Here is a 13,921-nt window from a genome sequence, read left to right on the forward strand (position 1 = left end):
TGTAAACCTTGAATTCGCTAAGCGTAACGGTAGAACTTAGGTCAATTCAAATCTCATTGAAAATATATCTTCTGATAATTTAGAAAAAACCACACAATAACCACCTCCGATGGTCAAGAATTCCGTGTCGTTGCGACTAAGTCTGACGCAGGAACTTGTTTTGATGGGACTTGTTTTAGATACATTTTTTCTATTCTAGTGTTATTTATCTTTAAATTATAGTAGAATGAAGAAAAGGAGGAAAGCTTAAATGAGTAATTCTGGCATCAAAAAAAAGTCATAAATGGCTATTAATCGTTGTGTCACTCGCAATCATCACAGCAGGAGGTGTTTTTATGTTTAGCATGTTAGTGAAATCTCAAGAAGAACATCAAAATAGAGAATATGAAGTTAGTTTAGTAAATGCCTTAAAGAATTCCTATGAAGGGATTGAGGAAGTTCATATAACCGACCCTTCATATGCATCAATTCCGTCAGATGCTTGGGGAGCTAAAGTTAAAATAATTTTCTCAGACAATAAACAACTAAGTTATATAATCGCATTTAATAAACAAAATAACGAAATAAGAAGTAGAGATTTTCAAAATAGTTCTCGAAAAGATGATAATCAATATTTAACAAGCCATCATGGAATTACAGAAACCAATGTAAAAGTGATTTATTCAAATGGTGAAACAGGAGAACAGTAATGGTATTTAATTATACTGATAAACAACTTAATGAATTAAATCACGGGAAGAATGTATACAGTGTCAATGATGAATATGCCGAGAGAAATAATAGACCTTTGGTTACCGAAACTCCTAATCCGAATCCTTCTTCATCTGATTTCGAAGAAACCAACACTATAACCACCTCCGATGATCAAGAATTCCATGTTGTTGCCACTAAGTCTCACGGAGGAACAGATTTTGATGGTTTGACGGTAGCTCCTATTGTCAACGGCGAACCAGATTATAAAAATGTAGCCGTGATTGCTACAGGAACGGATCCTGGGAGTACTACTATGATTGATAGATGAAAAAACTTTTTCTTATTATAGTGTAATATAGACTAATCTTTCTTATAGTATAATAAAAAGGAGAACAGCTTAAATGAATAATTCCAGCATTAAAAAAAGTCATAAATGGCTTCTAATCGTTGTGTCACTCGCAATCATCACAGCAGGAGGTATTTTTATGTTTAGCATGTTAGGGAAATCTCAAGAAGAACATCGGAATAGAGAGTACGAAGTCAGTCTGGTGAATGCTTTAAAGAATTCCTATGAAGGGATAGAAGAGATCAAGATTACGGAACCTTATTATAGTGAGAAGCCAGGATCATGGTCTTGTGATATTGAAATAAAGTTCAGTGATAATCAAATGATAACTTATGGAATTAATCACAGATTAACTTATAAAGAAAACCACGATGGCCTTATGAAAGGAAATACTGATGAGGAAATTAATCAACAATGGTTGAAACTAAAAAAACACATTGGTAAAACAGAATCTACTGTTTTAGTGCAATATTCAAATGCTGAAACAGGAGAGCAATAATGGTATTTAATTATACTGATAATCAATTGAATCATTTAAACCAAGATTTTGCTATTTATATTATAAATGAAGAGTTTTCAAGTAGAAAAAGGAAGAAATCTTAAATGAATAATTCCAGCATCAGAAAGAGTCATAAAAGGTTACTAATCGTTTTGTTACTCGCAATCATCACAGCAGGAGGTGTTTTTATGTTTAGCATGTTAGGGAAATCCCAAGAAGAGCGTCGGAATAGAGAGTATGAAGTTAGTTTGGTAAATGCTTTAAAAAATTCTTACCAAGGGATTGAGGAGATTAAAATGTCCAATCCAGAATACACGAATCCTCCCGGCGACTGGTCTTGTAAGATTGAAATCTTGTTCAAAGATGGAGAAAAAATCTTTTATGGAATTCCACATAACTTAGATGAGAAACAAAATTATAACGGTCGTATGACTTATGGACAACGAGATTTTCTTAACCTAAGAAAAGGAATAACAACTAATACAGTTACGGTTACATACTCTAACAAAGAAAGAGGGAAGCAGTAATGGTATTCAATTATACTGATAAACAACTTAATGAATTAAACCATGGGAAGAATGTATATAGCGTCAATGCTGAATATGCCGAGAGGAATAATAGACCTTTGGTTACCGAAACTCCTAATCCGAATCCTTCTTCATCTGATTTCGAAGAGACCAACACTATAACCACCTCAGATGGCCAAGAATTCCGTGTTGTTGCGACTAAGTCTGACATTGAAACAGGTTTTGATGGTTTGGCGGTAGCTCCTATTGTCAACGGCAAACTGGATTATAAAAGTATAGGTGTGATTGCTACAGGAACGGATCCTGGGAGTCCTACTATGATTGATAGATGAAAAAACTTTTTCTTATTATAGTGTAATATAGACTAATCTTTCTTATAGTATAATAAAAAGGAGGAAAGCTTAAATGAATAATTCTGGCATCAAAAAAAGTCATAAAAGGTTACTAATATTTTTGTCAATCGCAATTATCACAGCAGGAGGTGTTTTTATGTTTAGCATGTTAGGGAAATCTCAAGAAGAACGTCGGAATAGAGAGTATGAAGTTAGTTTGGTAAATGCTTTAAAAAATTCTTATGACGGGATAGAAGAGATCAAGATTATGAATCCTGATTATACAAACCCACCAGGGTCATGGTCTTGTGATGTAGAAATCAAGTTCAAAGATGAAAGAAAAATTAAGTATGGGATTGGATATTCTTTAGACACTGAGGAAATAACTGATGCTTCGTTGGAATGGGAAGGAAGAATAAAAGATAGACAATTTTTGAATGAAAACAAGGGTAAAACCACTTCGAAAATCAGGGTAACTTATTCTGATAACGACGAAGGAGAGCAATAATGACATTTAATTATACAGATAAACAGCTTAATAATTTAAATAGAGATAATGGGGTTTACAGTGTGAATTCAGAGTTTGCTAGACGAAAATATAAAAAGCTTGTTGTTAATAAACCTGATTCTGAATTAGCTAGCTATGAAACCAACACTATAACTACCTCCGATGGTCAAGAATTCCGTGTCATTGCGACTAAGTCTGACATTGAAACAGGTTTTGATGGACTGGCAGTTGCGCCGGTTGTCAACGGCGAACCAGATTATAAAAATGTAGCCGTAGCCGTGATTGCTGCTGGAACCGACCCTGGGAGTCCTACTATGATTGACAGATGTAAAATAACTTTTTCTTATTATAGTGTAATATAGGCTAATCGTATAGTATAATAAGAAAAAGGAGAACAACTTAAATGAATAATTCCAGCAATAAAAAAAGTCATAAAAGGCTGCTAATCATTTTGTTACTCGCAACCATCACAGTAGGAGGTGTTTTTATGTTTAGCATGTTAGGGAAATCCCAAGAAGAACGTCGGAATAGAGAGTATGAAGTTAGTTTGGTAAATGCCTTAAAGAATTCATATGAAGGGATAGAAGAAATCAAAATTTCCAATCCAGAATATACAACCCCTCCGGGCGACTGGTCTTGTGATGTAAATATTCTATTTTCAGATAAAGTAAAAATAGAATATCGTGTAGGCCACTCTTTAAATGAAGTTGAAAATTATAATGGTTTTGTTAATGGAAAAACAAATAAAGAAATAAATGACCAGTGGGAAATATTGAATTCTCATAAAGGGAAAACAACATCTTTAGTTACTATATATTATTCGGATAAAGAAAAAGGAGAACAGTAGTGGTTTTCACTTATACAGATAAACAACTTAATGAATTAAATCAAGGGAAAAATGTTTATAGTTCCAATCCAGAATATGCCAAGCGAAAGGGTTACAAAATTGTTACTCCTTCGCCTAAAAATAAAGGTGAAACAAACACCATAATATCCGCTGGTCAAGAATTCCGTGTCATTGCGACTAAGTCTGACCCAGGGACAGGTTTTGATGGTTTGGCGGTAGCTCCTATAGCCAATGGCAAACCGGATTATAAAAGTATAGCCGTGATTGCTGCAGGAACAGATCCTTGGAGCCCTACTGAGATTGATAAATCTGAAATAACTTTTCCTTATTATAGTGTAATATAGACTAATCTTTCTTATAGTATAATAAGAAAAAGGAGAAAAGCTTAAATGAGTAATTCTGGCATCAAAAAAAGTCATAAAAGGTTACTAATATTTTTGTCAATCGCAATTATCACAGCAGGAGGTGTTTTTATGTTTTCTATGTTAGGGAAATCCCAAGAAGAGCGTCGAAATAGAGAATATGAAGTTAGTTTGGTTGAAACCTTAAAAGATAGTTATGAGGGTATTGAAAAAATTAGTTTTTCTAATGCTAACTACACAAACCCACCAGGAAGTTGGACTTGCGTAGTTGAACTATTTTTTAATGAGAAAAGTATAAAATATAAAATTAATTATTCGAAAAAAGATAAACGTATTTCTGACATATCTTTAGAGAGAGAGAACAGAAAAGAGGATCGAGATTTTTTGAATAGTCACTTGGGAAAGACAAATAAACTCACAAAAGTTGTTTATTCAGACGGTTCAGAAGGAGAATATTAATGGTGTATAGTTATACTGATAAACAACTTAATGAATTAAATCAAGGGAAAAATGTTTATAGTGTAAATTCTGAGTATGCTGAAAGGGAAGTTGAAAAGAAGGTTGTATCCAAAACAGATGATAAGTTATTTTCGGATGAAACCAACACCATAACCACTTCTGATGGTCAAGAATTCCGTGTTGTTGCCACTAAGTCTGACCCAGTAACGGGATTTGATGGACTGGCAGTTGCACCTATTGTCAACGGCGAACCAGATTATAAAAATGTAACTGTGATTGCTGCAGGGACGGATCCAGGGAGTCCTACTAAGATTGACATCTCTACAGCGCTGGTAGAAAGAGATACATCTTTGTCACCCCAATATTTTGTAGCGGACCGTTTCGTAAAAGAAATCATGGACGATCCCAGATATGAAGTTAGTCATCTATCGGGTTATTCACAAGGCTCTTATATGCTAAAGGTAGGAGCTAAATACCACATCCCTACGACTACCTTCAATGCCTGGTTTTATTATCTTTCACTTTCTAATGAGGAAAAAGCATTCATAGACAAAAATCCAGCTATGTTTATTGATTATCGTAGAAAGTCTGATAATGTTGTCGTTATCAATGATTTCAATCACCCCGAATGGTTTAATAAATCTTTCTTAAAAATGCCTGATACAATATACTGGCTGGACGGAACTAGCCACAATATCGATGATTGGGAGTTTGATCCTGTAACAGGTCAAGTTGTTGATGGTAAAGGTGGAAAACCCTTAATTAGTGGTGTTTATCGAGCTTATGCCAACAGTCTCCGAGGAATGGCTCATTACAAGGACTTGAAGTCAAAATGGTCATCAGGTGGCATTAGTAGCTCTGAGGAAATATACTTAGATGCAGCTCAAGGTTCTATCTTATCATCATCTATGGCTACGGCAGCAAGAACTGGAGCCGATGAAGTGAGCGCCTTAGCCAAAAACGCCAATCAAGAATTACAAGAAATTTGGTCAAAAATCGATTTTACAAGCTATACAGCCTTAGCTCCCTATGAAGTTGAAGCTCTTTTTGCTAGCCAAGGTATCACTCAAGCACAGTTTATCGATACTTTTCAGGCAGAAACGGATCAAATAGTCGCTAAGATGAATGCTCCCGCCCAAGCATTTGAACAGTTAGATAAACAATTACAGGAAGTCATCGAAAAAACAGTGGCAACAGACACACAATTTGCTAAGGAGTTCAGACAATGGAAAGCAGAGATGTAAAATGGGATGCCATTAGACAAAAAGAGAGGGAAATTCTTAACCTCGAAGAACAATACTATCTGGAAAAGAACAAGTTAGAGAAAAAGACACTAGAATTAGAGGAACGTTCTGCAAGATTGGAAAGGATCATGAACGAAGAAGCTGATAAAATGTACCTAGTATTAAGAAAGTTTTCATCACCAGCTGATTGTGTTAGAGAGTACTTCACAGACATAGAAAATTTGAGATATCATTCTAACCAAGTCTATAGAACTAATGAAATAAAACTGGAAGAAGAAAAAGAAAAAATAGATAAAGAATTTCGACAAAGAAAAAATATCTTAGATGAAGAATATCAAAAACTAAGGAGAAATTATGCAAGCACCAATGAATGAGTACTATACTGATGAAGAATACCAATACGCTCTAAAACAAATGTATCGCATGATGGAAAGAAATCGTATTCTGGCACAATGCCAATTGGCAAAGACCGCTAAAAATCAAATAAAAGAAAGTTTTGACCAAAAATCGAAAACAATTGCAAGAGATACTAAAGCAACAATAACAAGTATTAACAGCCAAATGGACACTGAAATACAAGGTAAAGTTCGCAAGAGTCTTGAAACAAAAATACCTAATATGTTAGTCAAGTATGATGATGTATAAAGAAGAATTTTTCGTATGGTTATATAGTTTTCTTTGCATCAATGTCCTCTACAACATCTTTCCGAAAAACTATAATTTTCTTGAAAAATAAATAAGTCTATGCTATACTACTTGTAGACTTATTTATGGAGAAAATACATGAAACGTGAGATTTTACTGGAACGAATTGACAAACTAAAACAAATCATGCCCTGGTATGTTCTGGAATACTACCAATCTAAGCTTGCTGTTCCCTACAGCTTTACAACCTTGTACGAATACCTCAAGGAATATGATCGATTTTTCAGCTGGGTTTTGGAGTCTGGTATTTCAAATGTTGATAAAATGTCTGACATTCCTTTATCAGTCTTGGAAAATATGTCTAAAAAAGATATGGAATCCTTTATCCTGTATCTACGTGAACGACCTTTGCTGAATGCCAATACAACCAAGCAAGGTGTCTCTCAGACAACCATCAATCGAACCTTATCAGCCCTTTCTAGTCTTTACAAGTATCTAACCGAGGAGGTTGAAAACGACCAGGGGGAACCCTATTTCTATCGTAATGTAATGAAGAAAGTTTCAACCAAGAAAAAGAAAGAAACACTTGCTGCCAGAGCTGAAAACATCAAGCAAAAGCTCTTTCTAGGTGACGAAACAGAAGGTTTTCTGACTTATATCGATCAAGAGTACCCACAACAGCTCTCAAATCGAGCTCTTTCATCATTTAACAAAAATAAAGAACGTGATTTGGCCATCATTGCCCTTCTCTTGGCGTCTGGAGTCCGCTTATCTGAAGCTGTTAATCTGGATCTAAGAGACCTCAATCTCAAGATGATGGTTATCGATGTTACTAGAAAAGGTGGTAAACGTGACTCAGTCAATGTCGCTGCCTTTGCAAAACCTTATTTAGAGAATTATCTAGCCATTCGAAATCAACGCTATAAGACGAAAAAAACAGATACAGCCCTCTTTTTGACACTCTATAGAGGTGTTCCTAATCGTATCGATGCTTCCAGCGTAGAAAAGATGGTTGCTAAGTACTCTGAGGACTTCAAAGTGCGTGTAACTCCCCACAAACTCCGCCATACCCTAGCAACCAGGCTCTATGATGCAACTAAATCGCAAGTTTTGGTTAGCCACCAGCTAGGACACGCCAGTACGCAAGTCACTGACCTCTATACCCATATCGTCAACGATGAACAAAAGAATGCTCTAGATAGTTTATGAAATACATAAAATAAATTATGTAATATATGATTTTTAAAAAAGAAGGTGGTCAAACAACCAACTTCTTTTTGGTTTATCCTACTACTGCTTCAGCGATTTCTTCACGGCTAATGCCAGCGAAGTAGCGTGTAATGTCAATAGTTTCTAGGACTTTAAAAACGTCTTCGCGTTCGTATTTGACGCCACGAAGGATATCTTCTACAGCTGCAACGTCCTCGATACCAAAGAAGTCACCATAGATCTTGATATCTTGGATTTTTGATTCGACGATATTAGCAAAGACTTCGACTTTACCACTGGTGAATTTTGTTCCACGACGGACGTTAAATTCTGGTGATTTGCCGTAGTTCCAGTCCCAAGTACCGAACTTAGTATCCTTGATGCGATTGATTTCGGCTAATTCTTCCTCAGAAAAAACGTATTCAGTCATCTCTGGGTACTCTTTTTTCATGTATTCCAATAGCAAATCACGGAATTCTTCAACTGTGATTTTTTCTGGTAATTCATTGACAATATTAGTTACACGAGCACGGACAGATTTCACACCTTTTGACTCAAATTTATCTTTTGAAACCTTGAGGGCATTAGCAAGGACCGACAAATCAACGTCAAAGAGCAAGCAACCGTGGTGCATGATACGGCCATTGATATAGGCTTGGGCATTTCCACAGAATTTCTTGCCGTCAATCTCAAGGTCGTTACGGCCTGTGAACTCAGCTTTAACACCGAGTTGAGCCAAGGTATTGATAACTGGAGTTGAAAAGCTCTTGAAGTCAAAGGCCTTGTTTTCATCTTCTTTTGAGATAATAGTGTAGTTGAGGTTATTCAAATCGTGGTAAACGGCTCCACCACCGCTGATACGGCGAACCACCTCAATACCATTTTCACGAACATAATCACGATTTATTTCTTCGATAGTATTTTGGTGACGACCAACAATGATAGATGGTTTATTGATCCAAAGAAGGAAGATTTGATCCTCATCTAAAAGATGTTTAAAGGCATATTCTTCCAAGGCAATATTAAAGGCAGTGTCGTTTGAATGATTGATAATATATTTCATGATATCCCTTTATACGATAGAGACTGGAAAATATCTTTCCAGCCTAGTCTATCTTCATTTTATTTTTTCTTAGGTGAATGGATGGCCATTCCTAGAACATCTGCAAATGCTTCATACATCACTTCAGAGTAAGTTGGATGTCCGTGGATAGTCTTCAGCATTTCTTCAACAGTAATTTCCATTTCGATAATGCTTGACGCTTCGTTAATCAATTCTGCAGCTGCAGGACCGATGATATGAACGCCAAGGATTTCTCCGTATTTCTTATCTGCAATAACTTTAACGAAACCTTGAGCAGCATCAGATGCAATGGCACGACCGTTAGCAGCAAAGTTGAATTTACCGATGGCAACATCGTACTTCTCACGAGCTTGTTCTTCTGTGAGACCTACTGCTGCTACTTCAGGGAGAGTGTAGATGGCTGCAGGAGTCAGATTCAATTTGGCAACAGCGTGATTTCCTTTAAGAGCATTTTCAGCGGCAACTTCACCCATACGGAAGGCAGCGTGCGCCAACATCTTCGTACCGTTGATGTCACCTGGAGCATAGATACCTGGCACAGAAGTTTCCATGTATTCGTTGACCTTGATACGTCCACGATCCAATTCAAACTCAACATCGCCAATACCTTCAAGGTCTGGAACACGACCGATTGAAAGAAGAGCTTTGCTTGCGATGACATCATCTTTTCCTTCAACCTTGATACGAAGTTGACCATTTTCCTCGATGATTTCTTGCAGTTTAGTACCAGTCAAGATGGTCATGCCTTTACGTTCAAGAATCAAGCGAAGGTTCTTAGAAACTTCCGCATCCATAGCTGGTACGATACGGTCCATCATTTCGATAACAGTTACCTTTGAACCAAATGTCATGAAAGCTTGGCCGAGTTCAATACCGACAACGCCACCACCGATGATAACAAGGCTTTCTGGAACTTCGTTCATTTCAAGAATGTCGTCACTGGTCATCACAAGCGATGATTCCATACCAGGAACGTTGATCTTGCTGACTTTTGAACCACCAGCAAGGATAATTTTCTTGGTTTCAAGCAATTCAGAACCATTTACCAAGACATTCCTATCTTTAGTAATAGTACCAACACCCTTATGAACAGTAACTCCGTAGCTACGAAGAAGACCTGCAACACCACCTACCAAGGTATTAACAACCTTAGACTTAGTTTCAAGGAGTTTGTCCATATCTACAGTGAAGTTTGGATTTTCGATTACAATACCACGGTTTGCAACATGACCGATGTTTTCAATGATTTCAGCGTTGTGAAGATAAGTCTTGGTTGGGATACAGCCATGGTTCAAGCAGGTTCCACCGAGTTCTGATTTCTCAACAAGGGCAACCTTACCGCCGAGTTGGGCAGCTTTGATGGCTGCAACATAACCAGCAGGACCTCCACCAATCACAACGATATCAAAAGCATCATCGCTCTTACCATCATCGCTTGAGGCACTTGCTACAGGTACTGGGCTAGCTTCTGGCGCTACGGCTCCAGCTGTTGGGATATTTTCTCCTTCTTCGCCAAGGTAACCGATAACTTCCGTTACAGGGACAGTTTCGCCATCTCCTTTGAGAATGGCAATCAAGTACCCATCTTCTTCGGCTTCCAATTCCATGCTGACTTTGTCAGTCATGATTTCCAAAAGGATTTCTCCTTCTTTTACAAATTCTCCGACTTTTTTATTCCATTGGACGATTTGTCCTTCTGTCATATCCACGCCGGCTTTTGGCATAATTACTTCTAAGGCCATGTCTTCCTTCCTTTATCTATATCTTTAAAATGAATACTCTTGTTCTTAAATCAACATTGAGATTGGATTTTCAATCAATTCTTTCAAGTCTTTCATAAACTTAGCACCAGCCATACCATCTACGACACGGTGGTCAATGGTTAATCCTAGGCTCATGATAGGGCGAATGACAATTTCACCATTGACGACAACTGGCTTCTCAATTGTCGAACTGACACCAAGGATAGCTGAGTTTGGTTGGTTGATGATAGGACCAAAGGACTGAACGCCAAACATTCCCAAGTTACTGATAGTAAATGTTGAATTTTGAAGTTCACTTGGAGCCAATTTGCCATCCAAGGTACGGCCAATAACATCCTTGAAGGCTACAACCAACTCTGAAAGAGTCATCTTCTCAGCATTGTAAACAACAGGTGTCATCAATCCATTATCCATTCCAACTGCCATGGCAAGATTGACATAGTTGTGAGTGATAATGGTCTTGCCATCTTCTGTCAATGAAGCGTTGATGTAGGGGTGTTTCATAAGAGTCTTAACAACTGCAAGTGAAAGAAGGTCTGTTACAGTAGTCTTCTTCCCAGTTGCTTCCATGATTGGCTCAAGAACCTTCTTACGAAGAGCCAACATTTCCGTCATATCAACTTCATAGTTGAGGGTGAAGGTTGGCGCAGTTAGGTAAGATTCAACCATACGTTGGGCAATAACCTTACGCATTGGTGTCATTGGGATACGTTCAATTTCACCGTATGGTGTTACGTTATCAGGAACTTCTTCCACTTTTTCAATCTGAGCAGGGGACTTGATGGTATCGTTTTCGATATTTTCAGGAAGCAAGGCCAAAACATCCTTCTTCATGATTTTACCACGATGACCGGTTCCTTGAATTTCCTGCCAAGCAATGTTATGTTCGAGGGCAATTCGTTTTGCAAGTGGCGAAATGCGAACCACGTTTGTGTCTTTATAAGTTTCCACGTCTTCTTTGTGGACACGACCGTTTGCACCTGAACCAGAAACGTCGTAGAGGTTGATCCCTAAATCATCCGCTAACTTTCTAGCCGCAGGAGTCGCTCTTAGCTTGTCATCAGCCATGACCTCTCCAATTCTATTATAAGATACTAAGGGCGTCAAAAGTCAAAGTGAAAATAGGAAACTTGACGAAGAAACTTTAGTTTCTAGGAAAGTTTATCTTTTTCACACAGACTTTAGCCCGTGCTCTAATCTATGATATTAAGGACGAAGAGCTCTGCACCTAAGAGATACAAAGTTTCTCGTCAGCTTTATTTTGTTTACATAACTTATATTACGTATTATTCTTTGTTATAAGTTTTACGGATGGCATCTTTGATACTTTCAACTGTTGGAATCATTGCATTTTCTAGGTTTTGTGCATAAGGCATCGGCACATCTTCTCCTGCACAACGACGGATTGGTGCATCTAGATAGTCAAATGCTTCCGATTCTGAAATAATAGCTGAAATCTCTCCGATATAGCCGCTTGTTTTGTGGGCATCGTTGACCAGAACAACTTTACCAGTCTTCTTCACTGAGTTAATGATAATATCCTTATCAAGCGGAACAAGGGTACGTGGGTCAACAATCTCAACAGAAATTCCTTCTTCTGCCAATTCTTCAGCTGCTTGAACCACACGGCGAAGCATTTTTCCATAAGTAACAACTGTTACATCCGTACCTTCTCGTTTGATTTCCCCAACTCCAAGTGGAATCGTGTAGTCTGGATCAACTGGCACTTCCCCCTTTTGGTTAAATTCTGACTTGTACTCAAGAATGATAACAGGGTTGTTATCACGGATAGAAGACTTGAGCAGTCCTTTCATGTCCGCAGGTGTACCTGGAGCCACAACCTTAAGTCCAGGAATATGAGTAAACCAAGACTCTAGTGATTGCGAGTGCTGGGCTGCAGAACCAACTCCATTACCTGCTGCACAACGAACAGTCATTGGGACCTGACCCTTACCACCAAACATATAACGTGTTTTAGCAGCTTGGTTGACGATATTGTCCATGGCAATAACCGAGAAGTCCATAAAGGTCATATCGACGATTGGACGAAGGCCTGTCATGGCTGCTCCTGCTGCTGCTCCAGAGATGGCAGCTTCAGAAATCGGACAGTCACGGACACGTTCTGGACCAAATTCTTCAAGCATTCCAACAGAAGTTCCGAAGTCTCCTCCGAAGACACCGACGTCTTCTCCCATCAAGAACACATTTTCATCGCGACGCATTTCCTCAGACATAGCAAGGATAATGGTGTCACGGAAGGACATTGTTTTTGTTTCCATTTTATCTCTTTCTCCTTAGTCTGCGTAAATATCTTCAAAGGCTGATTCAAGCGGTGGGAATGGACTTTCTTCTGCAAATTTAACAGAAGCTTCTACTGCTTCCTTGACTTGCGCTTGGATTTCTTCCAATTCTTCGGCACTTGCAATAGTGTTTTCAATGAGGTACTTGCGAAGGTTTTCGATCGGGTCTTTTTGTTTCCACAATTCCACTTCTTCACGTGTACGATATTTACCAGGGTCAGATGATGAGTGACCGAGCCAACGATAAGTGACACTTTCAATCAAGACTGGACCATTACCACTGCGAACATGATCTACGGCTTTCTTAAATCCTTCGTAGACATCGATGACATTGTTACCGTCTTCGATGAACATTCCAGGAATTCCATAAGCGGCGCTACGTTGATGGATATGTTCTACATTAGTCATTTTCTTGATATCCGCAGAGATACCGTAACCGTTGTTAATGCAATAGAAAATGACTGGCAGGTTCCAGATAGAAGCCATGTTCACTGCTTCGTGGAAAACACCTTCGTTGGTCGCACCATCTCCAAAGAAGCAGACAACGATTTTACCGGTATTTTGCATTTGCTGACTGAGGGCTGCACCGACAGCGATCCCCATACCACCACCTACGATACCATTGGCACCAAGGTTACCAGCATCAAGGTCAGCGATATGCATAGATCCACCTTTACCTTTACAGGTTCCTGTGTATTTACCAAGGATTTCAGCCATCATTCCATTGAGGTCAATCCCTTTAGCAATAGCTTGCCCGTGACCACGGTGATTTGAGGTGATCAGATCATCTGGATTGAGAGCCAACATGGCACCCACGTTAGCTGCCTCTTCTCCAACAGAAAAGTGCGTCATTCCTGGCACTTTCCCTTTCTTTACTAATTGTGCAATTTTTAAGTCCATGCGACGGATTTCTTCCATCTTACGGAACATTTCTAGCAAAAGATTTTTATCTAAAGTTGACATCTTCTTGCCTTTCTAACTTTCTTCTTACCTTACTATTTTACCGTTTTTGGTAAATACTGTCAAAGTTTTTCTAAAACAAATTTCACAAAATAAAAAAGAAAACCCCATGAAAACAAGGTATTTTCTTATTAAGAATATTT

19 protein-coding genes are annotated in these 13,921 nt (G+C 38.2%); 14 read left to right on the forward strand and 5 right to left on the reverse strand.

Going from position 1 to position 13,921, the window contains the following annotated elements; translation table 11 throughout:
• Positions 1–335 precede the first annotated feature (335 nt).
• From N8M66_RS00160 to xerS, 14 genes are all read left to right on the forward strand, one after another.
• Entirely contained in the window at positions 336–689 is a 354-nt protein-coding gene (locus tag N8M66_RS00160; protein WP_261044870.1) for a hypothetical protein, read from the forward strand.
• Entirely contained in the window at positions 689–1,021 is a 333-nt protein-coding gene (locus N8M66_RS00165) for a hypothetical protein (RefSeq protein ID WP_261044871.1), read from the forward strand. Before N8M66_RS00160 ends, N8M66_RS00165 begins: the two co-directional genes overlap by 1 nt.
• 73 nt (positions 1,022–1,094) lie before the next feature.
• Positions 1,095–1,538 (forward strand): hypothetical protein, encoded by a 444-nt coding sequence (locus N8M66_RS00170; protein ID WP_261044872.1) that lies wholly within the window; start codon positions 1,095–1,097, stop codon positions 1,536–1,538.
• 104 nt (positions 1,539–1,642) lie between these two features.
• Entirely contained in the window at positions 1,643–2,065 is a 423-nt protein-coding gene (locus tag N8M66_RS00175; protein ID WP_261044874.1) for a hypothetical protein, read from the forward strand.
• A 98-nt stretch (positions 2,066–2,163) separates the two neighbouring features.
• Complete coding sequence (locus N8M66_RS00180) at positions 2,164–2,397, forward strand: hypothetical protein (RefSeq protein WP_260467315.1); 234 nt, start codon at positions 2,164–2,166, stop codon at positions 2,395–2,397.
• 73 nt (positions 2,398–2,470) lie between these two features.
• On the forward strand, positions 2,471–2,905 hold the full coding sequence (locus N8M66_RS00185) for a hypothetical protein (RefSeq protein WP_049491882.1): 435 nt from the start codon (positions 2,471–2,473) through the stop codon (positions 2,903–2,905).
• Positions 2,905–3,267, forward strand: coding sequence for a hypothetical protein (locus N8M66_RS00190; protein WP_261044875.1), 363 nt, complete (start codon positions 2,905–2,907; stop codon positions 3,265–3,267). Before N8M66_RS00185 ends, N8M66_RS00190 begins: the two co-directional genes overlap by 1 nt.
• Positions 3,268–3,308: 41 nt before the next feature.
• Positions 3,309–3,752, forward strand: coding sequence for a hypothetical protein (locus N8M66_RS00195; protein WP_061589734.1), 444 nt, complete (start codon positions 3,309–3,311; stop codon positions 3,750–3,752).
• Positions 3,752–4,096, forward strand: a complete 345-nt coding sequence (locus N8M66_RS00200) for a hypothetical protein (protein ID WP_049487189.1) — start codon at positions 3,752–3,754, stop codon at positions 4,094–4,096. The genes N8M66_RS00195 and N8M66_RS00200 overlap by 1 nt, the downstream gene beginning before the upstream one ends.
• Positions 4,097–4,141: 45 nt before the next feature.
• Positions 4,142–4,573, forward strand: a complete 432-nt coding sequence (locus N8M66_RS00205) for a hypothetical protein (RefSeq protein WP_042751197.1) — start codon at positions 4,142–4,144, stop codon at positions 4,571–4,573.
• Positions 4,573–5,817: a hypothetical protein gene (locus N8M66_RS00210; protein WP_261044878.1), complete on the forward strand. Its 1,245-nt coding sequence runs from the start codon at positions 4,573–4,575 to the stop codon at positions 5,815–5,817. Before N8M66_RS00205 ends, N8M66_RS00210 begins: the two co-directional genes overlap by 1 nt.
• Entirely contained in the window at positions 5,799–6,191 is a 393-nt protein-coding gene (locus N8M66_RS00215; protein ID WP_125409949.1) for a hypothetical protein, read from the forward strand. Before N8M66_RS00210 ends, N8M66_RS00215 begins: the two co-directional genes overlap by 19 nt.
• Positions 6,172–6,462 carry a hypothetical protein gene (locus N8M66_RS00220; RefSeq protein ID WP_261044879.1) on the forward strand — a complete coding sequence of 97 codons (291 nt, stop codon included), beginning with the start codon at positions 6,172–6,174 and terminating at the stop codon, positions 6,460–6,462. The genes N8M66_RS00215 and N8M66_RS00220 overlap by 20 nt, the downstream gene beginning before the upstream one ends.
• Positions 6,463–6,600: 138 nt before the next feature.
• Entirely contained in the window at positions 6,601–7,671 is a 1,071-nt protein-coding gene (gene xerS / locus N8M66_RS00225; RefSeq protein ID WP_261044880.1) for a tyrosine recombinase XerS, read from the forward strand.
• Positions 7,672–7,744: 73 nt separating this feature from the next.
• Here the strand turns inward: xerS and N8M66_RS00230 are convergent, their stop codons facing one another.
• The 5 genes from N8M66_RS00230 to N8M66_RS00250 all read right to left on the reverse strand — a co-directional run bounded on the left by N8M66_RS00230 (position 7,745) and on the right by N8M66_RS00250 (position 13,781).
• Entirely contained in the window at positions 7,745–8,734 is a 990-nt protein-coding gene (locus N8M66_RS00230) for a lipoate--protein ligase (RefSeq protein WP_261044882.1), read from the reverse strand.
• A 59-nt stretch (positions 8,735–8,793) separates the two neighbouring features.
• Entirely contained in the window at positions 8,794–10,497 is a 1,704-nt protein-coding gene (gene lpdA, locus N8M66_RS00235; RefSeq protein WP_261044884.1) for a dihydrolipoyl dehydrogenase, read from the reverse strand.
• Positions 10,498–10,542: 45 nt separating this feature from the next.
• A complete protein-coding gene (locus tag N8M66_RS00240) occupies positions 10,543–11,586 on the reverse strand; it encodes a dihydrolipoamide acetyltransferase (protein ID WP_000752717.1) in 1,044 nt (347 codons plus the stop codon).
• Between the two features lie 218 nt (positions 11,587–11,804).
• Positions 11,805–12,797, reverse strand: a complete 993-nt coding sequence (locus N8M66_RS00245) for an alpha-ketoacid dehydrogenase subunit beta (RefSeq protein ID WP_000448714.1) — start codon at positions 12,795–12,797, stop codon at positions 11,805–11,807.
• 15 nt (positions 12,798–12,812) lie between these two features.
• On the reverse strand, positions 12,813–13,781 hold the full coding sequence (locus N8M66_RS00250; RefSeq protein WP_049515224.1) for a thiamine pyrophosphate-dependent dehydrogenase E1 component subunit alpha: 969 nt from the start codon (positions 13,779–13,781) through the stop codon (positions 12,813–12,815).
• Positions 13,782–13,921: the final 140 nt, after the last annotated feature.

Origin of the sequence: Streptococcus mitis (assembly GCF_946188585.1) — a bacterium.
GTDB classification, from domain to species: domain Bacteria; phylum Bacillota; class Bacilli; order Lactobacillales; family Streptococcaceae; genus Streptococcus; species Streptococcus mitis_DG.

Excerpts from the sequence above, each read along its gene's own strand:
- N8M66_RS00160 (WP_261044870.1), top strand. The coding sequence starts at position 336 with ATGTTTAGCATGTTAGTGAAATCTCAAGAAGAACATCAAAATAGAGAA.
- N8M66_RS00165 (WP_261044871.1), top strand. The coding sequence starts at position 689 with ATGGTATTTAATTATACTGATAAACAACTTAATGAATTAAATCACGGG.
- N8M66_RS00170 (WP_261044872.1), top strand. The coding sequence starts at position 1,095 with ATGAATAATTCCAGCATTAAAAAAAGTCATAAATGGCTTCTAATCGTT.
- N8M66_RS00175 (WP_261044874.1), top strand. The coding sequence starts at position 1,643 with ATGAATAATTCCAGCATCAGAAAGAGTCATAAAAGGTTACTAATCGTT.
- N8M66_RS00185 (WP_049491882.1), top strand. The coding sequence starts at position 2,471 with ATGAATAATTCTGGCATCAAAAAAAGTCATAAAAGGTTACTAATATTT.
- N8M66_RS00190 (WP_261044875.1), top strand. The coding sequence starts at position 2,905 with ATGACATTTAATTATACAGATAAACAGCTTAATAATTTAAATAGAGAT.
- N8M66_RS00195 (WP_061589734.1), top strand. The coding sequence starts at position 3,309 with ATGAATAATTCCAGCAATAAAAAAAGTCATAAAAGGCTGCTAATCATT.
- N8M66_RS00205 (WP_042751197.1), top strand. The coding sequence starts at position 4,142 with ATGAGTAATTCTGGCATCAAAAAAAGTCATAAAAGGTTACTAATATTT.
- N8M66_RS00210 (WP_261044878.1), top strand. The coding sequence starts at position 4,573 with ATGGTGTATAGTTATACTGATAAACAACTTAATGAATTAAATCAAGGG.
- N8M66_RS00215 (WP_125409949.1), top strand. The coding sequence starts at position 5,799 with ATGGAAAGCAGAGATGTAAAATGGGATGCCATTAGACAAAAAGAGAGG.
- N8M66_RS00220 (WP_261044879.1), top strand. The coding sequence starts at position 6,172 with ATGCAAGCACCAATGAATGAGTACTATACTGATGAAGAATACCAATAC.
- xerS (WP_261044880.1), top strand. The coding sequence starts at position 6,601 with ATGAAACGTGAGATTTTACTGGAACGAATTGACAAACTAAAACAAATC.
- N8M66_RS00230 (WP_261044882.1), bottom strand. The coding sequence starts at position 8,734 with ATGAAATATATTATCAATCATTCAAACGACACTGCCTTTAATATTGCC.
- lpdA (WP_261044884.1), bottom strand. The coding sequence starts at position 10,497 with ATGGCCTTAGAAGTAATTATGCCAAAAGCCGGCGTGGATATGACAGAA.
- N8M66_RS00240 (WP_000752717.1), bottom strand. The coding sequence starts at position 11,586 with ATGGCTGATGACAAGCTAAGAGCGACTCCTGCGGCTAGAAAGTTAGCG.
- N8M66_RS00245 (WP_000448714.1), bottom strand. The coding sequence starts at position 12,797 with ATGGAAACAAAAACAATGTCCTTCCGTGACACCATTATCCTTGCTATG.
- N8M66_RS00250 (WP_049515224.1), bottom strand. The coding sequence starts at position 13,781 with ATGTCAACTTTAGATAAAAATCTTTTGCTAGAAATGTTCCGTAAGATG.